The organism is Maritimimonas sp. 2210JD6-3 (genome assembly GCF_056591795.1).
In genome coordinates, this window is the sequence record NZ_JBWQOJ010000003.1 from 121,877 (window position 1) to 140,642 (window position 18,766).

The 18,766-nt window shown below is 33.1% G+C and carries 27 protein-coding genes; 25 read left to right on the forward strand and 2 right to left on the reverse strand.

Going from position 1 to position 18,766, the window contains the following annotated elements:
- The 24 genes from rpmC to AC1EUY_RS03060 all read left to right on the forward strand — a co-directional run bounded on the left by rpmC (position 1) and on the right by AC1EUY_RS03060 (position 14,944).
- Positions 1-192: a 50S ribosomal protein L29 gene (rpmC, locus tag AC1EUY_RS02945; RefSeq protein WP_480194002.1), complete on the forward strand. Its 192-nt coding sequence runs from the start codon at positions 1-3 to the stop codon at positions 190-192.
- 21 nt (positions 193-213) lie between these two features.
- Positions 214-471, forward strand: coding sequence for a 30S ribosomal protein S17 (gene rpsQ / locus AC1EUY_RS02950; protein ID WP_480194003.1), 258 nt, complete (start codon positions 214-216; stop codon positions 469-471).
- Between the two features lie 2 nt (positions 472-473).
- A complete protein-coding gene (rplN, locus tag AC1EUY_RS02955) occupies positions 474-842 on the forward strand; it encodes a 50S ribosomal protein L14 (RefSeq protein WP_480194004.1) in 369 nt (122 codons plus the stop codon).
- 11 nt (positions 843-853) lie between these two features.
- Entirely contained in the window at positions 854-1,162 is a 309-nt protein-coding gene (gene rplX, locus AC1EUY_RS02960) for a 50S ribosomal protein L24 (protein WP_480194005.1), read from the forward strand.
- A 2-nt stretch (positions 1,163-1,164) separates the two neighbouring features.
- On the forward strand, positions 1,165-1,716 hold the full coding sequence (gene rplE / locus AC1EUY_RS02965) for a 50S ribosomal protein L5 (RefSeq protein WP_480194006.1): 552 nt from the start codon (positions 1,165-1,167) through the stop codon (positions 1,714-1,716).
- A 3-nt stretch (positions 1,717-1,719) separates the two neighbouring features.
- Positions 1,720-1,989, forward strand: coding sequence for a 30S ribosomal protein S14 (gene rpsN / locus AC1EUY_RS02970; RefSeq protein ID WP_480194007.1), 270 nt, complete (start codon positions 1,720-1,722; stop codon positions 1,987-1,989).
- Positions 1,990-2,080: 91 nt separating this feature from the next.
- The gene (gene rpsH / locus AC1EUY_RS02975; RefSeq protein ID WP_480194008.1) at positions 2,081-2,479 is read left to right on the forward strand and encodes a 30S ribosomal protein S8; all 399 of its coding nucleotides are present in this window, start codon (positions 2,081-2,083) and stop codon (positions 2,477-2,479) included.
- Between the two features lie 13 nt (positions 2,480-2,492).
- Entirely contained in the window at positions 2,493-3,035 is a 543-nt protein-coding gene (gene rplF, locus AC1EUY_RS02980) for a 50S ribosomal protein L6 (protein ID WP_480194009.1), read from the forward strand.
- 12 nt (positions 3,036-3,047) lie between these two features.
- Positions 3,048-3,401 carry a 50S ribosomal protein L18 gene (gene rplR / locus AC1EUY_RS02985; protein ID WP_480194010.1) on the forward strand — a complete coding sequence of 118 codons (354 nt, stop codon included), beginning with the start codon at positions 3,048-3,050 and terminating at the stop codon, positions 3,399-3,401.
- A 9-nt stretch (positions 3,402-3,410) separates the two neighbouring features.
- Complete coding sequence (gene rpsE / locus AC1EUY_RS02990; protein WP_480194011.1) at positions 3,411-3,935, forward strand: 30S ribosomal protein S5; 525 nt, start codon at positions 3,411-3,413, stop codon at positions 3,933-3,935.
- Between the two features lie 14 nt (positions 3,936-3,949).
- The gene (rpmD, locus tag AC1EUY_RS02995) at positions 3,950-4,129 is read left to right on the forward strand and encodes a 50S ribosomal protein L30 (protein ID WP_480194012.1); all 180 of its coding nucleotides are present in this window, start codon (positions 3,950-3,952) and stop codon (positions 4,127-4,129) included.
- 12 nt (positions 4,130-4,141) lie between these two features.
- A complete protein-coding gene (gene rplO, locus AC1EUY_RS03000) occupies positions 4,142-4,594 on the forward strand; it encodes a 50S ribosomal protein L15 (RefSeq protein ID WP_480194013.1) in 453 nt (150 codons plus the stop codon).
- Between the two features lie 16 nt (positions 4,595-4,610).
- Positions 4,611-5,948 carry a preprotein translocase subunit SecY gene (secY, locus tag AC1EUY_RS03005; protein WP_480194014.1) on the forward strand — a complete coding sequence of 446 codons (1,338 nt, stop codon included), beginning with the start codon at positions 4,611-4,613 and terminating at the stop codon, positions 5,946-5,948.
- 2 nt (positions 5,949-5,950) lie between these two features.
- On the forward strand, positions 5,951-6,166 hold the full coding sequence (gene infA, locus AC1EUY_RS03010; protein ID WP_480194015.1) for a translation initiation factor IF-1: 216 nt from the start codon (positions 5,951-5,953) through the stop codon (positions 6,164-6,166).
- 28 nt (positions 6,167-6,194) lie between these two features.
- The gene (gene ykgO, locus AC1EUY_RS03015) at positions 6,195-6,311 is read left to right on the forward strand and encodes a type B 50S ribosomal protein L36 (RefSeq protein ID WP_013305171.1); all 117 of its coding nucleotides are present in this window, start codon (positions 6,195-6,197) and stop codon (positions 6,309-6,311) included.
- A 107-nt stretch (positions 6,312-6,418) separates the two neighbouring features.
- Positions 6,419-6,793, forward strand: coding sequence for a 30S ribosomal protein S13 (gene rpsM, locus AC1EUY_RS03020; RefSeq protein WP_480194016.1), 375 nt, complete (start codon positions 6,419-6,421; stop codon positions 6,791-6,793).
- A gap of 107 nt (positions 6,794-6,900) precedes the next feature.
- Entirely contained in the window at positions 6,901-7,284 is a 384-nt protein-coding gene (gene rpsK, locus AC1EUY_RS03025; RefSeq protein ID WP_480194017.1) for a 30S ribosomal protein S11, read from the forward strand.
- Positions 7,285-7,437: 153 nt separating this feature from the next.
- Positions 7,438-8,043 carry a 30S ribosomal protein S4 gene (gene rpsD / locus AC1EUY_RS03030; RefSeq protein WP_480194018.1) on the forward strand — a complete coding sequence of 202 codons (606 nt, stop codon included), beginning with the start codon at positions 7,438-7,440 and terminating at the stop codon, positions 8,041-8,043.
- A 97-nt stretch (positions 8,044-8,140) separates the two neighbouring features.
- Positions 8,141-9,133 carry a DNA-directed RNA polymerase subunit alpha gene (locus AC1EUY_RS03035; protein WP_480194019.1) on the forward strand — a complete coding sequence of 331 codons (993 nt, stop codon included), beginning with the start codon at positions 8,141-8,143 and terminating at the stop codon, positions 9,131-9,133.
- A gap of 88 nt (positions 9,134-9,221) precedes the next feature.
- The gene (rplQ, locus tag AC1EUY_RS03040) at positions 9,222-9,701 is read left to right on the forward strand and encodes a 50S ribosomal protein L17 (protein WP_480194020.1); all 480 of its coding nucleotides are present in this window, start codon (positions 9,222-9,224) and stop codon (positions 9,699-9,701) included.
- 87 nt (positions 9,702-9,788) lie between these two features.
- Complete coding sequence (carA, locus tag AC1EUY_RS03045) at positions 9,789-10,907, forward strand: glutamine-hydrolyzing carbamoyl-phosphate synthase small subunit (RefSeq protein WP_480194021.1); 1,119 nt, start codon at positions 9,789-9,791, stop codon at positions 10,905-10,907.
- Positions 10,908-11,220: 313 nt separating this feature from the next.
- On the forward strand, positions 11,221-12,513 hold the full coding sequence (gene eno, locus AC1EUY_RS03050) for a phosphopyruvate hydratase (protein WP_480194022.1): 1,293 nt from the start codon (positions 11,221-11,223) through the stop codon (positions 12,511-12,513).
- Positions 12,514-12,688: 175 nt separating this feature from the next.
- Positions 12,689-13,975 carry a citrate synthase gene (locus AC1EUY_RS03055; RefSeq protein WP_480194023.1) on the forward strand — a complete coding sequence of 429 codons (1,287 nt, stop codon included), beginning with the start codon at positions 12,689-12,691 and terminating at the stop codon, positions 13,973-13,975.
- A 54-nt stretch (positions 13,976-14,029) separates the two neighbouring features.
- Positions 14,030-14,944: a dimethylarginine dimethylaminohydrolase family protein gene (locus tag AC1EUY_RS03060; protein WP_480194059.1), complete on the forward strand. Its 915-nt coding sequence runs from the start codon at positions 14,030-14,032 to the stop codon at positions 14,942-14,944.
- Between the two features lie 32 nt (positions 14,945-14,976).
- Here the strand turns inward: AC1EUY_RS03060 and AC1EUY_RS03065 are convergent, their stop codons facing one another.
- Both AC1EUY_RS03065 and AC1EUY_RS03070 read right to left on the reverse strand, forming a co-directional pair.
- Positions 14,977-16,407: a serine hydrolase domain-containing protein gene (locus AC1EUY_RS03065; protein WP_480194024.1), complete on the reverse strand. Its 1,431-nt coding sequence runs from the start codon at positions 16,405-16,407 to the stop codon at positions 14,977-14,979.
- A 173-nt stretch (positions 16,408-16,580) separates the two neighbouring features.
- On the reverse strand, positions 16,581-17,258 hold the full coding sequence (locus tag AC1EUY_RS03070; RefSeq protein WP_480194025.1) for a helix-turn-helix domain-containing protein: 678 nt from the start codon (positions 17,256-17,258) through the stop codon (positions 16,581-16,583).
- 572 nt (positions 17,259-17,830) lie between these two features.
- On the opposite strand from AC1EUY_RS03070, the gene ctlX reads away from it, so the two are divergent.
- Entirely contained in the window at positions 17,831-18,766 is a 936-nt protein-coding gene (gene ctlX, locus AC1EUY_RS03075; protein WP_480194026.1) for a citrulline utilization hydrolase CtlX, read from the forward strand.

Sequence of the window (18,766 nt, forward strand, 5' to 3'; positions counted from 1 at the left end):
ATGAAACAATCAGAAATTAAAGAATTATCTGTAGCTGAGTTAGAAGAAAAGTTAGGCGCTTTGAAAAAAAACTATACTGATCTTAAAATGGCACATACGATTTCGCCTTTAGAATCTCCAATTCAATTGAGAGAATTAAGAAGAACAGTTGCAAGAATTGCTACAGAATTAACAAAAAGAGAATTACAATAACTGTAATCCGCGATTTACAAGATGGAAAAAAGAAATCTTAGAAAAGAACGTATAGGTGTAGTTGCCAGTAACAGAATGGATAAGTCTATTGTTGTTAGTGATACAACAAGAGTAAAACACCCAATGTATGGAAAGTTCGTATTGAGAACAAAGAAATATGTTGCACACGACGAGAAAAATGACTGCAATATTGGTGATACTGTTAGAATAATGGAAACACGTCCGTTAAGTAAAACCAAACGTTGGAGATTAGTAGAAATCTTAGAAAGAGCTAAATAATTATGTTACAACAAGAATCAAGATTAAAAGTAGCAGATAACACAGGGGCAAAAGAAGTTCTTGTGATCCGTGTACTTGGTGGAACAAAAAAACGGTACGCTTCAATTGGTGATAAAATTGTAGTTACTGTAAAAGATGCAACACCTAACGGAACTGTAAAAAAAGGACAAGTATCTAGAGCTGTTGTAGTACGTACAAAGAAAGAAATACGTCGTAAAGATGGCTCTTATATAAGATTTGATGATAACGCATGTGTATTATTAAATCCTACCGAAGAAATGCGCGGTACGCGTGTTTTTGGTCCTGTAGCGAGAGAACTTCGTGAAAAACAATTCATGAAAATTGTATCATTAGCACCAGAAGTGCTTTAATTTTTAATAAGATGACAAAGCTAAAGATTAAAACAGGAGATACAGTAAAGGTTATCGCTGGAGATAATAAAGGACAACAAGGTAAAATTGTGAAGATTCTTAAAGATAAGAATAGAGCAGTTGTAGAAGGAGTAAATATGGTGTCTAAACACACGAAACCTAGTGCTCAAAATCCGCAAGGAGGAATTTCTAAATTTGAAGCACCTATACATATTTCTAATTTGGCATTAGTTGAAGGTGGTAACACTACTAGAGTTGGATTTAGAATGGAAGATGGTAAAAAAGTTAGGTTTTCTAAAAAAACAGATAAAGCTATTTAGTTATGGGATACGTGCCAAGACTTAAAGAAGAGTACAATAGCAGAATAAAAGCTGCTTTAACTGAGGAATTCGGTTACAAAAATATAATGCAAGTACCTAAGCTAGAGAAAATAGTTATCAGTAAAGGAGTAGGTGCTGCAGTTGCAGATAAAAAGTTAATCGATTACGCTGTTGATGAATTAACAAAAATAACTGGTCAGAAAGCAGTTTCTACACTATCTAAAAAAGATGTTGCTTCTTTTAAATTACGTAAAGGAATGCCAATAGGTGCAAAAGTTACGTTACGTGGCGAAAGAATGTATGAGTTCTTAGATAGATTAGTAACAGCTTCATTACCACGTGTAAGAGATTTTAGAGGAATCAAAGCTACTGGTTTTGACGGTAGAGGTAATTATAACTTAGGAGTTACAGAACAGATTATTTTCCCTGAGATCGACATTGACAAAGTAAATAAAATCAACGGTATGGATATTACTTTTGTTACTTCGGCGAATACCGATAAAGAAGCAAAATCATTATTACACGAATTAGGTTTACCATTTAAAAAGAATTAAGAGATGGCTAAAGAATCAATGAAGGCTCGCGAGAGAAAAAGAGCAAAATTAGTTGCAAAATATGCTGAAAAACGTAAAGCTTTAAAAGAAGCTGGTGATTATGAAGCATTGCAAAAATTACCAAAAAATGCATCTCCAGTTCGTATGCACAATCGTTGTAAATTAACAGGAAGACCTAAAGGTTATATGCGTCAATTTGGTATTTCACGTGTAACATTTCGTGAAATGGCAAATCAGGGATTAATCCCTGGTGTTAAAAAGGCGAGTTGGTAAGAATTTATGAATTGGTTTCAGGTTTAGTAATCACGGTTTTTTCCGTAGGTAAATAGAGATTGCTAAAAACCAAAACCGCAAATTATTATATATGTATACAGATCCTATCGCAGATTATCTAACTAGAATTAGAAATGCTGCAAGCGCAGGACATAGAGTGGTTGAAATACCAGCTTCTAATTTAAAGAAAGAAATGACTAAGATCTTATTCGATCAAGGCTATATCTTAAGTTATAAGTTTGAAGAGAATAAGGTACAAGACGCTATTAAAATTGCTTTGAAGTACGATAAAGTAACAAAGCAACCTGTAATGAGAAAAATTGAACGTGTAAGTAAGCCAGGTTTACGTAAGTACGTTAGTTCTTCTGAAATGCCAAGAGTATTAAATGGTCTTGGTGTTGCTATTGTTTCTACATCAAAAGGTGTGATGACAAATAAAAAGGCACGTCAGGAAAACGTGGGTGGTGAAGTTTTATGTTACGTTTATTAAAAAGTAGAAAGAGATGTCAAGAATAGGAAATGCTCCAATTTCAATTCCAGAAGGTGTTACAATCGATGTTAAAGATGGTATTTTAACAGCTAAAGGAAAATTAGGAGAATTATCTCAAGAGATAAAAGATATTAACATAAAAAATGAAGATGGCACGTTAACTTTAGAGCGCCCATCAGAAAGTAAAGATCATAAAGCGAAGCACGGTTTATATAGATCTTTGATTTTTAACATGATTGAAGGCGTTTCAAAAGGTTGGACTAAAGAGTTAGAATTAGTTGGTGTAGGTTACAGAGCGAGCAATCAGGGTCAAAAGTTAGATTTGGCTTTAGGTTTCTCTCATAACATCGTATTAGATTTAGCTCCAGAAGTAAAAGTAGAAACGATTTCAGAAAAAGGTAAAAACCCTATAGTTAAACTTACTTCTTACGATAAGCAATTGGTAGGACAAGTAGCGGCTAAGATCCGTTCATTCCGTAAGCCAGAACCTTACAAAGGAAAAGGAATTAGGTTTGTAGGAGAACAAATTAGAAGAAAAGCAGGTAAATCTGCATAATAACTAGATATTATGGCATTATCAAAGCTTGAAAGAAGACAAAGAATAAAACACAGAATTAGAAAAGTTGTGTCTGGTACAGAAGCGAGACCAAGATTATCTGTGTTTAGAAGTAATAAAGGAATCGATGCGCAATTAATCGATGATGTAAACGGTAAAACATTGTTAGCTGTTTCTTCAAGAGAAAAAGGAATCGATACGAAAGGAACAAAAATAGAAGTTGCTGCTAACGTAGGTAAAGCATTAGCTGAAAAAGCTACTAAAGCAGGTATTGAAACCGTTGCTTTTGATAGAAACGGATATTTATATCATGGTAGAGTGAAGGCATTAGCCGACGGGGCAAGAGAAGCAGGTTTAAAATTTTAATCAAAGATTATGTATCAAAAATACGGAAACGTTGAAAGAGTAAAGCCTAGTGGTTTAGAATTAAAAGATCACTTAGTAGGCGTACAAAGAGTTACAAAAGTTACAAAAGGAGGTAGAGCATTTGGTTTTTCTGCTATTGTTGTAGTTGGTAACGAAAATGGCGTAGTAGGTCATGGTCTTGGTAAATCTAAAGATGTTGCTTCTGCTATCGCAAAAGCAATTGAAGATGCAAAAAAGAACTTAATAAGAATTCCTATTATTAACCAAACATTACCACATGAGCAAAAAGGTAAATTTGGTGGTGCTAAAGTATTCTTAAAGCCTGCATCAAGTGGTACCGGAGTTATTGCTGGTGGTGCGGTACGTGCGGTATTAGAATCTGTAGGTGTACATGATGTATTATCAAAATCTCAAGGATCTTCAAACCCTCATAATGTTGTAAAAGCGACTTTTGATGCTTTATTACAATTACGTGATGCGAATACAATAGCAAAACAGAGAGGAATTTCTTTAGAGAAAGTATTTAACGGATAAATAGAGCGATTACGATGAAAAAAATTAAAGTAAAACAAACTCGCAGCCAAATAAATCGTCCTCAAGATCAAAAGAGAACGTTGGTAGCTCTAGGTTTACGCAAGTTAAATCAAGTAGTAGAGCATGACGCTACACCTGCAATTGTAGGAATGGTAAATAAAGTTAAACATTTAGTTTCTGTAGAAGAAGCTTAATATTATAAAGTTATGGAATTAAATAACTTACAACCTGCAAAAGGTTCGGTTAAAACCCAAGGTAAGAGAATTGGTCGAGGTCAAGGATCTGGAAAAGGTGGTACCGCCACTAGAGGTCACAAAGGTGCTAAATCTCGTTCTGGTTATTCTAAGAAAATAGGTTTTGAAGGCGGTCAAATGCCATTACAGCGCCGTGTGCCTAAGTTTGGTTTTACAAACATAAATCGTAAGGAGTATGTTGGAATCAACTTAGATAAATTACAAGAAATGGTAGATAATGGTAGAATTAAAGATACTGTTACTTTAGATGTTCTTATAGAAAATAGATTAGCTGGTAAAAATGACCTAGTAAAAATATTAGGTAGAGGAGAGTTAAAAGCTAAATTAAATATTACAGTTCACAAATTCACTGCTACTGCTAAAACTGCAATAGAGAAAGCAGGTGGTGAAGCTATTGCACTTTAATACTTTTAAATAGTAAATGAAAAATTTTATAAGTACCATACAAGATATTTGGAGAATAGAAGAACTTCGAAATAAGATCATTCTTACACTAGGTTTAATGGTAGTGTATCGCTTAGCGGCACAAGTACCATTACCAGGTATAGATCCTACGCAACTTTCAGGTCTTCAAAATAATACTCAAGATAACAATATCTTAGGTTTACTAAATGCTTTTACAGGAGGTGCTTTTGCACAGGCTTCTATTATGGCGTTGGGTATTATGCCTTATATCTCGGCTTCAATTGTAGTACAGTTAATGGGAATTGCAGTTCCTTATTTACAAAAACTACAAAAAGAAGGAGCCAGTGGTCAGAAAAAAATAACGCAAATCACACGTTGGTTAACGGTTGGAATTTTGTTAATACAAGCACCAACCTATATTATTAGTTTACCATCATTGGGTATTCCTGAAAGTGCTTTTTTATTAGGTAATGGTCCAATGTTCTGGATTTCATCAGTCTTATTGCTTACTACAGGTAGTATATTTGCTATGTGGTTAGGTGAGCGTATTACTGATAAAGGTATTGGTAATGGTATCTCATTGTTAATTATGATTGGTATTATTGCGACGTTTCCTTCAATGTTCATGCAAGAACTTACTTCTAGAATTACTGCCGGTACAGGTGGAGTATTAATGGTATTTATTGAAGTTATCGTTTGGTTGGTAGTTATTTTAGCATGTGTATTCTTAGTTACCGCTGTTCGTAGAATAGCTGTACAATATGCAAGAAGAACAGTAGCTGGTAATGCAGGAAATATTGCAGGCGCAAGACAGTATATACCTTTAAAAGTAAATGCTGCAGGTGTTATGCCAATTATTTTTGCACAGGCATTGATGTTTGTACCTAGTTTACTAGCGCAATCTGGAAATGATACCTTAAAAGCAATAGGAACTGAATTTACAGATATGTTTGGTTTATGGTATAATGTATTGTTTGCTGTACTAATTATTATTTTTAGTTATTTCTATACAGCTATTACAGTACCTACCAATAAAATGGCAGATGATTTAAAGCGTAGTGGTGGTTTTTTACCAGGTATTCGTCCTGGTAAAGAGACGGCAGATTATTTAGATACTATTTTATCACGTATAACATTACCCGGATCTATATTCTTAGCATTATTAGCCATTTTACCGGCAATTATTGTGAAGGCAGGTGTACAACCAGGTTGGGCAATGTTCTATGGCGGAACGTCATTGTTGATTATGGTTGGAGTTGCAATCGATACCATTCAACAGATAAATTCATACTTATTAAATCGTCATTATGATGGTTTAATGAAAACAGGAACCAAAAGAAAATCAGTAGCATAACTATGGCAAAGCAACAAGCAATAGAGCAAGACGGAACTATTAGTGAAGCATTATCAAATGCTATGTTTCGTGTAGAACTAGAAAACGGTCATATAGTTACTGCACATATCTCAGGTAAAATGCGTATGCATTATATTAAATTATTACCTGGTGATAAGGTAAAATTAGAAATGAGTCCTTACGATTTAACGAAGGCTCGCATAACCTATAGATACTAACGATTTTTAATCGACAAAAAAGAAAACGATGAAAGTTAGAGCATCAGTAAAAAAGAGAAGTGCCGACTGCAAAATAGTACGCAGAAAAGGCAGATTATATGTAATCAACAAAAAGAATCCTAGATTTAAACAAAGACAAGGATAAAGTAGATGTTAGTAATTAGACGCTAGTAGTTAGACAGAGAAAAATTAAATTTTTTCAAGCAAAAAATAACACTAACCACTAATAACTAACCACTAATAACTAAGAATATGGCAAGAATAGCAGGAATTGACATACCTAAACAAAAAAGAGGAGTAATTTCATTAACATACATCTACGGTGTTGGTAGAAGTAGAGCGAAAGAGATTTTAGCAAATGCTAAAGTTGATGAAAGTACTAAAGTTCAAGATTGGTCTGATGATGAGATCGGAAGAATTCGTGAGCAAGTAGGTTCTTATACAATTGAAGGTGAATTACGTTCTGAAACACAATTAAACATTAAGCGATTAATGGATATTGGTTGTTACAGAGGTATCCGTCATAGAGTAGGTTTACCATTAAGAGGGCAACGTACTAAGAACAACTCAAGAACAAGAAAAGGTAAAAGAAAAACGGTTGCTAATAAGAAAAAAGCAACTAAATAATTAATAAGACATTAGTCAATTAGTGTTTAGCAGTTAGATGAATCTGTTTGAAATAGCAATGTTTAGGATTCTAACAACTAAAAACTAACAACTAGAAACTATAAAATATGGCAAAGTCAAGTTCAAAAAAACGTAAAGTTATAGTTGATGCGATCGGTGAGGCACACATTACGGCTTCATTTAACAACATCATTATTTCTTTAACAAACAAAAAAGGAGATGTAATTTCTTGGTCATCTGCAGGTAAACAAGGGTTTAGAGGTTCTAAAAAGAATACACCTTATGCCGCACAAATGGCTGCAGAAGATTGTGCCGCTGTTGCTTTAGAAGCAGGTTTACGTAAAGTAAAAGTGTATGTAAAAGGGCCAGGTAATGGTAGAGAATCTGCAATTCGAACCATTCATAATGCAGGTATTGAAGTAACTGAGATTATCGATGTAACTCCAATTCCACATAATGGATGTCGTCCTCCAAAAAGAAGAAGAGTATAATTTTATGCTGAACTTGTTTCAGTATCTCATTAACTTAGACGAGATGATACTGTTTAACAAATCAGCTTTTTATTTAATAATTAAAAAGAGAAAGGATACAGATTATCGAAGGAGGAAGCCTTAATTCATAATCCCTTTCATAAATCAATAGAAATGGCAAGATATACAGGACCAAAAACTAAAATTGCTCGTAAATTTGGCGAAGCAATTTTCGGAGATGATAAGTCTTTTGAGAAAAGAAATTATCCTCCAGGACAGCATGGAAATAACAAGCGTAGAGGAAAAAAATCTGAATATGCTGTTCAGCTTCAAGAAAAGCAAAAAGCGAAATATACGTACGGTATTTTAGAGCGTCAATTCAGAAACTTATTTGAAAAAGCATCTCGTAGTAAAGGCATTACAGGTGAAATCTTATTACAATTATGTGAGTCTCGTTTAGATAATGTGGTTTATAGAATGGGTATTTCTCCATCTAGAAGAGGAGCTCGTCAGTTAGTATCTCACCGTCACATTACTGTAAATGGTGAACTTGTTAACATACCTTCTTATCAATTGAAAGCAGGAGATGTGATAGGTGTAAGAGAAAAATCAAAATCGTTGACTGCAATTGAAAGTTCTTTAGCAAATAGCAGCAATGTTTATGAATGGTTGAATTGGAATGGTGATAAAAAGGAAGGAACTTTTGTTACCGTACCAGAAAGAATTCAGATACCAGAAAACATTAATGAACAGTTCATTGTAGAATTGTACTCTAAATAATAAATTAATCATATTGGTATTTAGCCAAAGGGTTTATTTGTACTTCTTCATACTTATAAACCGCGCAACTAAATAGCAATCAAAACGAAGAAAAAATATGGCAATTTTAAATTTTCAAAAACCAGATAAAGTAATCATGATCGAATCTACTGATTTTGAAGGTAGATTTGAATTCAGACCTTTAGAACCAGGTTATGGTTTAACAGTAGGTAATGCTTTACGTAGAGTATTATTATCTTCATTAGAAGGGTATGCGATTACTTCAATAAGAATAGAAGGTGTAGAGCATGAGTTTTCTACAATCAAAGGTGTCGTAGAAGACGTTACTGAAATTATCTTAAATTTAAAACAAGTACGTTTTAAACAACAAATAGAAGAGTCAGATAATGAGACTGTTGCAATATCTATTAATAGTCAAGAGCAAGTTACCGCAGGTGATTTCCAAAATTTTATTTCAGGTTTCCAAGTTTTAAATCCAGAATTAGTGATTTGTAATATGGAAAAATCTGTGAAGATAGATATGGAACTTACCATTGAGAAAGGTAGAGGGTTTGTTTTATCTGAAGATAATAAAAAAGCAAATGCACCTTTAGGAACTATTTTCACAGATGCTATTTACACACCAATAAAGAATGTAAAATATGCTGTTGAAAATTATCGTGTTGAGCAAAAAACTGACTACGAAAAGTTAATTTTTGACATCATTACTGATGGTTCTATAAACCCAAAAGATGCCTTAACGGAAGCCGCTAAAATATTAATTCACCACTTCATGTTATTCTCTGATGAGCGTATTACCCTTGAAGCTGATGAAATAGCACAAACAGAGTCTTATGATGAAGAATCACTTCACATGCGACAATTGTTAAAAACAAGATTGATCGATATGGATCTTTCTGTTAGAGCATTAAACTGTTTAAAAGCAGCAGAAGTTGATACTTTAGGTGACCTAGTATCATTTAATAAAAATGACTTAATGAAGTTTAGAAACTTTGGTAAAAAATCATTAACTGAATTAGATGAGTTAGTAGCTAACAAAGGATTGACTTTCGGAATGGATTTAAGTAAGTATAAATTAGATAAAGAATAATTAGAAACAAGATACAAGACAAAAGGAAAAACGACTACTAATTTAAGAGTCTAAAATCTAATGTCTAGCGTCTAATATCTATAAAAAGATGAGACACGGAAAGAAATTTAATCATTTAAGTAGAAAAACTGCACATAGAAAAGCGATGTTGGCCAATATGGCGTGTTCTTTAATAGAACATAAACGTATTAATACTACTGTTGCTAAAGCAAAAGCGGTACGTCAGTTTGTTGAGCCTTTAATTACAAAATCTAAAGAGGATACTACACATAATCGTAGAATCGTATTTAGTTATTTGAGACAAAAAGAGGCAGTTACTGAGTTGTTCAGAGAAGTTGCAACTAAAGTAGCAGATAGACCAGGTGGCTATGTGCGTATTATTAAACTAGGAAATAGATTAGGTGATAATGCAGATATGGCCTTGGTTGAATTAGTAGATTATAACGAACTTTATAATCCTAAAGGGAAGAAGAAAAAATCTACACGTAGAAGAAGAGGTGGTAAGAAAACTGAAACAGCTGTTGCAACTCCTCCAGTAGAGACAAAAGCTTCACAAGAAGAAGAATAAATGTTGATAAAACAATAAATAAAAAGGATAAACTTGATTTTAGTTTATCCTTTTTTTTATACTATTTTTGAAAAATACTTTTTTAAAATGCAGTACAAACCAAGAAAAAAAGCAATCATCTTATTAGCTGATGGAACTATTTTCGAAGGAAAGTCTATCGGAATAGAGGGTACCACTACCGGAGAAATATGTTTTAATACAGGTATGACAGGATACCAAGAAATTTTTACTGATCCATCTTATTTTGGTCAGATCATGGTGGCAACAAATGCACATATTGGCAATTATGGTGTTAAAGATGAAGAAATTGAGTCTAACGGAATTAAAATTTCAGGTTTAATTGTTCGTAATTTTAGCTTCACACATTCTCGACCTAATGCTGATGGATCTTTAGAAGCATGGTTTGAAAAACACCAACTTGTTGCGGTTTCAGATGTAGATACACGTGCTTTAGTAAGTTATATTCGTGAAAATGGTGCTATGAATGCTATTATATCAACAGAGATAGAAGATATAGAAAAGCTACAAGACCAACTGTCAAAAGTGCCTAGTATGAACGGCTTAGAGCTGGCATCTAAAGTATCAACGAAAGAATCTTACTTTTTTGGTGAAGAAAATGCGTCAGTAAAAATTGCAGCTTTAGACTTGGGGATAAAGAGAAACATACTTCGTAATCTCGCAAAAAGAGATGCCTATATAAAAGTGTTTCCTTACAACACGTCTTTTAAAGAAATGAAAGCTTGGAATCCTGATGGGTATTTTTTATCAAATGGCCCTGGAGACCCAGAACCTTTAGAAAACGCTCAAGCCGTTGCTAGAGAGATTATAGAAAAAGATTTACCCGTGTTTGGCATTTGTTTAGGGCATCAAGTTATTGCCTTGTCGCAAGGTATTTCTACCTATAAAATGCATAATGGTCATCGAGGTATCAATCATCCTGTAAAGAATCTAATTACTGGTAAAGGTGAAATTACTTCGCAAAATCATGGTTTTGCAATTAATAGAGAAGAAACAGAGGCAAATACTGATGTAGAGATTACACATGTGCATTTAAATGATGATACAGTGGCTGGTATTCGTATAAAAAATAAAAATTGTTTTTCTGTACAGTATCATCCTGAAGCAAGCCCTGGACCACATGATGCTGAATATCTATTCGATCAGTTTATAGAAAATGTTAAGAAGACTAAGGCTATAACTATTTAAGATTATTTCTTTTTTGTTCTATTTTAGAATTTCCATTAAACTATAGGTTATAACACTTCGTCTATACTTAATGGTATTTTATCGATACCATTATAGCAGAACTTAGATTTTACATAGTTTTACATCGTGATATAATCACACTTTTTCTTTTTCATAGCAATTTTCCCACTCTATTGAGTGGGTTTTTTTATATCTTACAATAATTGAAATCGTTTTCGCAATTTAGAAGTATTGAAACGAAAAATAACTGAGACATTTTGTAGTTTAGCAAATAGAAAAATAGCTTAATTTCTATTAACGAAAAAATCAATATATGAGCATAATTATTGACATTCACGCAAGACAGATTTTCGATTCTAGAGGAAATCCTACGGTAGAAGTAGATGTAACTACAGAAAATGGTGTTTTGGGACGTGCTGCTGTTCCCTCGGGAGCATCTACTGGTGAACACGAAGCAGTAGAGTTAAGAGATGGAGGTGGTGACTATATGGGTAAAGGAGTTTTAAAAGCAATTGATAATGTAAATTCAATTATTGCTCAAGAACTTTTAGGAACTCTAGTCTTTGATCAAAATGCGATCGATCAAAAAATGATAGATATAGATGGTACTCCAAACAAATCTAAGTTGGGTGCGAATGCTATTTTAGGAGTTTCATTAGCATGTGCTAAAGCTGCAGCCAATGAGTTAGGAATGCCTTTGTATCGATATGTTGGCGGTGTATCTGCTAATACATTACCAGTACCGATGATGAATATTATTAATGGAGGTTCACATTCTGATGCACCAATAGCCTTTCAAGAGTTTATGATAATGCCAATTAAGGCAGTTAGTTTTTCGCATGCCATGAAAATGGGCTCTGAAATTTTTCATAACTTAAAAAAAGTATTACACGATAGAAATTTATCAACTGCAGTTGGCGACGAAGGAGGCTTTGCACCAACACTTGACGGTACAGAAGATGCGCTTGATACAATTGCAAAAGCTGTTAAAAATGCAGGTTATAAATTAGGAGATGAGATAATGATCGCTTTAGATTGTGCTTCCGCGGAGTTTTATGTGGATGGAAAATACGACTACACCAAATTCGAAGGAGCAAAAGGAAAAATACGTACAAGTGAAGAGCAGGCACAGTATTTAGCAGAGTTAAGCGAAAAATATCCAATTATATCTATAGAAGATGGTATGGATGAGAATGACTGGGATGGCTGGAAATCATTAACAGAAAAAGTTGGTGATAAAGTTCAATTAGTAGGCGATGATTTGTTTGTAACAAATGTTGAAAGACTTTCACGAGGTATTGAAAATGGTATAGCAAATTCAATCCTTATTAAAGTAAATCAAATAGGAACATTAACAGAAACTATTGCTGCTGTTAACATGGCACATAATGCAGGGTACACTTCAGTAATGAGTCATCGTTCAGGGGAAACTGAAGATAACACCATAGCTGATTTAGCCGTTGCATTAAATACAGGACAAATTAAAACAGGATCTGCTTCACGATCAGATAGAATGGCAAAATATAACCAGTTGCTACGTATCGAAGAAGAATTAGCAGGCGTGGCTTATTATCCTCAAGAAAAAGCTTTTAAAGTTTCTAAATAAGTTTTTCAAAATGAAGAAACGAAGGGCAATTACTACAGTAATTGTCCTTTTTTTATGATTTTATAAAAATTATAGCTGTACAAAACAATACTCCTTTTTTTTCGCTTTAAAAATCGGGTATAAATTTGTAAATTCGCATACCCTCTAAAAGTTTAAAAATCAAAATAAAAAATATATGTCAGATAAAGCTATCTTAGAAATTAATGGTTCAAGATATGAATTTCCGGTAATAAAAGGAACAGAAGATGAATTAGCTATCGATATTAAAACACTTCGCGGAGCTACAGGTGGAATAATTACTGTCGATCCAGGTTTTAAGAATACAGGTTCTTGTGAAAGTGCGATTACTTTTTTAGATGGTGAAAAAGGAATATTACGTTATCGAGGTTATGCTATAGAAGATTTAGCAGAAAAAGCTGATTTCTTAGAAGTTGCCTATGCGTTAATATTCGGCGAATTACCTAACCAAGAAGAATTAGAAAAATTTCACACTGATATTAAATCGAAATCTGTTTTAGATGAAGATTTAAAAAAGATATTAGAAAGTTTTCCAAGGTCAGCGCATCCGATGGGTGTTTTGTCTTCATTGACAAGTGCATTAACAGCATTTAACCCTACTTCTGTAGATGTATCATCACCAGAAGCCATGTATAATGCGATTGTTAAGTTATTAGGTAAGTTACCTGTGTTAGTTGCTTGGACGATGCGCAGACGTTTAGGTTTACCTTTTGAGTATTCTGATAATTCATTGGGCTATGTCGAAAATATCTTAAAGATGATGTTCAAACAACCTAATGAAGAATATATACAGAACCCAATTTTGGTAAATGCTTTGGATAAATTATTAATTTTACATGCCGACCATGAACAAAATTGTTCTACCTCTACAGTGCGTATTACAGGCTCTTCACATGCAGGACTTTTCGCCTCAATTTCAGCAGGTATTTCTGCCTTATGGGGACCGTTACACGGAGGTGCAAACCAGGCAGTACTAGAAATGTTAGAAGCCATTAAAGAAGATGGTGGAGGTACGAAAAAATATATGGCAAAAGCCAAAGACAAAGAAGATCCTTTTCGTTTAATGGGCTTTGGTCATAGAGTTTATAAGAATTTTGATCCGCGTGCACGTATTATCAAAAAGGCAGCTGATGAAGTTTTAGGAGATCTTGGTGTAGAAGACCCTATTTTAGATATTGCTAAAGGATTAGAACAAGAAGCTTTAAATGATGAGTATTTCGTTAAACGAAAGTTATATCCTAATGTAGATTTTTATTCAGGTATCATTTACAGAGCGATGGGTATTCCAGTAGAAATGTTTACGGTTATGTTCGCTTTAGGACGTTTACCAGGATGGATATCGCAATGGAGGGAAATGCGTTTGCGAAAAGAACCAATAGGACGCCCGAGACAAGTTTATATTGGTGAAAATCATAGGCCTTTTGTTGATCTTGATAAAAGATAAAATTTAAGAACTTAATTGTAAGCTTCATATTCTTATATGAAGCTTTTTTACTATATGTTACAACTCAATATTCAAAACGAAACATCAAGATTAAGAGCGGTTATTTTAGGCACAGCTAATAGTAATGGCCCTGCACCTACTTTTGAAGAAGCTTACGATCCAAAATCTCGGGAGCATATTTTGGCGGGTACCTATCCTAAAGTAGAAGATATGGTACCTGAAATGGAAGCAGTTGCCGAAGTTTTTAAGAAATATAATGTAGAAGTATTTCGACCAGAAACTATAGAAAACTATAATCAGATCTTTGCACGAGATATCGCTTTTGTTATTGAAGATAAACTTATCAAGTCAAATATTCTACCAGATCGTGATCAAGAGATTGATGCAATTCAATATGTTATTGATCAAATTGACCCAAAGAAGGTAATCACGTTACCGTCAGCATGTCATGTTGAAGGCGGTGATGTAATGCCTTGGAATGACTATATCTTTGTCGGAACATATACCAGAGAAGATTACCCAGATTATATTACCGCTAGAACCAATAAGGAAGCTGTAAAGGCTTTGCAAGAATTATTTCCAAAGAAAACTGTTAAATCTTTTGAATTGCGTAAGTCGAATACCGATGCTAAGAACAATGCTTTACATCTAGATTGTTGTTTTCAGCCTATAGGTACAAATAAAGCCATATTGCATAAAAATGGATTTCTTGTTGAGAAAGAATATGAGTGGCTTGTAAATTTCTTTGGTGAAGAAAATATCTTTGAAATCACTAAAGATGAAATGTATCATATGAATAGTAACATTTTTTCTATTTCACCAGAAGTGATTATATCAGAACAAAACTTTACACGCTTAAATACATGGTTGCGCCAACAAGGTTTTACCATTGAAGAAGTACCTTATGCTGAGATTGCTAAGCAGGAAGGGTTACTACGTTGTTCTACTATGCCATTGATACGTGATTAAGTCTAAATTTAAAGGGATTAGTATTCCATGTTTTATTGCATTCGTTTGGCGATCGTTTTATTTCCCTTCGAATATAAAATCATTCCGATAACCCTATTTTCCTCATAGGTAAATTCAATTTGCTCCTCTTCTGTTTTTAAGAAAAATTTATTTGAATCATAAGGTAAGAGTTCATACTCGGCATTCATAGGATTAATTAAATAGAGTCTATTCTCTTTTTTCTTAATAGTAAGTTTGAATACTGTTCCTTCAATTTGATATGTTGCTTCAAACTTATTCAAATTAGTTTCAGCTAGCTCAATTTCATTGTATTCTTTGGATGCAAATGACGGTAAAGGAGGCAAATCCCTTTTGCCTTCCATAAGTTTAGACGCAAACTGAGCAAGCGATACTACTTGATGGTACGATTTGGCATTTGCCATTATATAAACTCCTGTTTTTAAATCAAGGTTTATTATGAAACTGTTTGAATATGCATCTTGACCATTATGAAAAAGGTACGTACAATTATTTTTCTTTTCAACCCCTATACCTAAACCATAATACTCATGACCGAAACTTGTTTCATGAAATTGACTCATTGATTTAGGTTTTAATAGTTGATTCCCTTTATATATTCCATCATTAAGATGTGCAATTAAAAATCTTGACATTTGAGAAGGAGTCATATATGTGAGACCGCCCGCTGGATACGGAAATGAGTATTGCTGTTCTGTTGGTAATGCCATGTTATAAACCAATCTATAAGGAAATGCCATTTCTTCAACGGTTTCTGGTGTTGGTTGAACAAAATTTATATTCTCGAGATCTAATGGTTTTAAAATATTCTCTTTTACATAATCTTCATACCTCATTTTTGTTTGATTCTCTACTACTAACGCTGCAATTACAAATCCATCATTACAATATTCATGAAGCATTTCAGGTGCTCTTATTGGTTTTAGGTTGCTCGCGATCTCTTCTAAGGTTTCTCGATGATCTTTACCCCAAAGAGGAACAAAAACTGCTGATGAAGGTATGCCAGACTGATGTGATAATAAGTGTCTTAAGGTTATGGGTTTACTATTCTCCGAAAATGAAGGCACCGGATTTTTGAGATAATCATTTACTGGCTTGTCCAAATCTACAATTCCTTTTTCTACCAATTGCATAACTGCCATAGCCATAAATGGCTTAACGTTTGAACCTGTAGAGTAAGTGGTAGCCGTTGTTACTGGAGTTTTAGTTTTTACATTAGCGTATCCAAAAGCTTCTGCCCAAATAATGCTATCATTTTCTATTAAAGCAATTGATATTGACGGAATTCCAGTTTCTTTAATCATTTTTGTTATCTCTTGCGTCAAGGCATTTTTGATATACGTTAATTTATCTATTTCCTTAGTTTCTTGCCTCTTACTACAAGAGATAACTTGGAGACAGAATAAACTTGAAATAACTATTATGCTTACTATTTTTTGACTCATGAATTTCATAATAAATATTGGTTTTAAAAGATGGTCGCAAAATTGGTAAAACAGTTAGGTTATCACGTGCTATTTGATTTTAAGTTGTATCAAAAAAAGAATTTGATACCTACTGGTATATTTTGATTGAGATATCTTAGTAAAATAGAGTTGATTATAATAGAGTAGAATCTTTAATGATTTTGTTCAATATAAATAGATGGAGAAACATGATACTTTTTTTTAAAAACCCTGTTAAAAGTAGGTTTAGAATTAAAGCCAGATTTTTCGGCTAAGGCTAGAAGTGTATACCTTTTATGCTCTGAGTTCTCGATTAAGGACATAAAATGATTAAGGCGCAATGAATTTAGGTAGTCATTAAAATTACTATCGTTATGTTCTTTTATTGTAGCCGATAAAGTTTTTGAATCAACTTGGTAAAAAGAAGCTAATTTTTCCAAAGTCAAATTTTTATTCAAATACTTTCGATCTTTTTCTATCTCGATTAGAAGTTTTTTACTTGTAGGTTTTGTTACAGATGTATTTCTTTTGGATCGATTTCTATACTTTGTATATGTGATGATTAAAAAGAATGAGATCATATAAATAATGATTCCAATGGCAATTATCCTGAATAAAAAATGAAATTCATATAAGCCGTTAGATTTTATAAGTATGGCTAGGAGTTGGACTACTCTTGTTAAAAAAATTAGGCCAAAAGCAATTACAAAAAGGTACAAAAACGTAAGGTTGTTCGTTTGTTGTTTTTCTTTACGCTTTCGTTGTCTAAAAGCCGATAACATCCAAAAGAAAGAGATACAATCAACAGCAATAAAAGATGAATCTTCAATGCTTTTTGGCAAAGAAATCATCCTATTGAAATTGCAGTGAGCCATAAAAATTCAGTGATGCCAGGAATTAAAAAGTAATGCTGCCGTTCTTTATGCTGAATGAATGTTTTATCATATCCAATAATAAGGATCCCAACGGTTAAAAGTTTAAAATATAAGAGCTTTTCTAAAAATAAATTTAATTCTATTTGGTCACCAAAGACATAAAAAAATTCCCTTAAGATAGACAATGAAAAGAGGAAAACAGCTAGAGATGCCATTTTCAGAAAAGTATCAGATTTTACTTTCAAGAAAATGAATAAACTTACAATTAGGCCATTAAAAAATCCTAAAAGCATGAATATGTATAGTACCAAGCTATATTGCATTTTTATTTATGACTAAAGAATGAATTAAAAATGGATCTTAAAGTTATAATATTTTAAATTTTTTTTGAGGAATTTATAAGAATTAGCTTCAAGAAACGAAATACTTTTACTTTTTATGAATAAGAAAAATAAGAAATGAGAATTTATAGAATTTTATTTTTTTTCATAAAGCCAATTAATTTCATTTGAAAAACATGTAATTTTAGGCGCAATTTTAAAATGAACATGCAACAAACTACAAATACCATCTTAATGATTCGTCCTATAAATTTTAGGATGAATGAACAAACAGCGGTGAACAATTATTACCAAAAAGTACTTGATAATTTATTACCCGAAACAGTTAATATTAAAGCTCAGGAAGAGTTCGATGATTATGTTGATAAACTTAAGAGTATAGGTGTACATGTTGTTGTAGTAAGTGATACCAAAGAGCATGATACACCCGATTCTATTTTTCCGAATAATTGGGTGTCATTCCATGAAAATGGTACTGTAGGTCTGTATCCTATGTTTGCAGAAAATAGAAGGCATGAGCGCAGAGATGATATTTTAGATGAATTAGAAGAACAAGGTTTTATAATTGAACATATTGTAGATTATACTTCAGCAGAAAAACAAAATGTATTCTTAGAAGGTACTGGTAGTCTATTACTCGACCGCGTAAATAATATTGCTTACTGTGCGTTATCTCCTAGAGCAGATGAAGATTTATTTATAGAATTTTGTGAAGATTTTGAATATACTCCGGTAATCTTTACGGCGAATCAAACAGTAAATGGGCAGCGTAAGGCAATTTACCATACCAATGTGATGATGTGTTTGGCGGAAAATTTCGCAGTAATTTGTTTAGAATGTATTGATGATAAGAAAGAACGAAAGAATGTAATTCATCATTTAAAAGACTCGGGTAAGGAAATTATTGCAATTTCTGAAGAACAGGTAAATAATTTTGCTGGTAATATGCTACAGGTAAAAGGAACAGATGAAAAACGATATCTTATTATGAGTCAAGCTGCTTATGATAGTTTGACCGTTGTGCAAATTAATGCGATTGAAAAGCATTGTGCAATTATGTCTAGCTCCTTAGATATTATTGAAGCTTGTGGTGGAGGTAGTGCTCGTTGTATGATGGCTGAGGTATTTTTACCTAAAGCATAA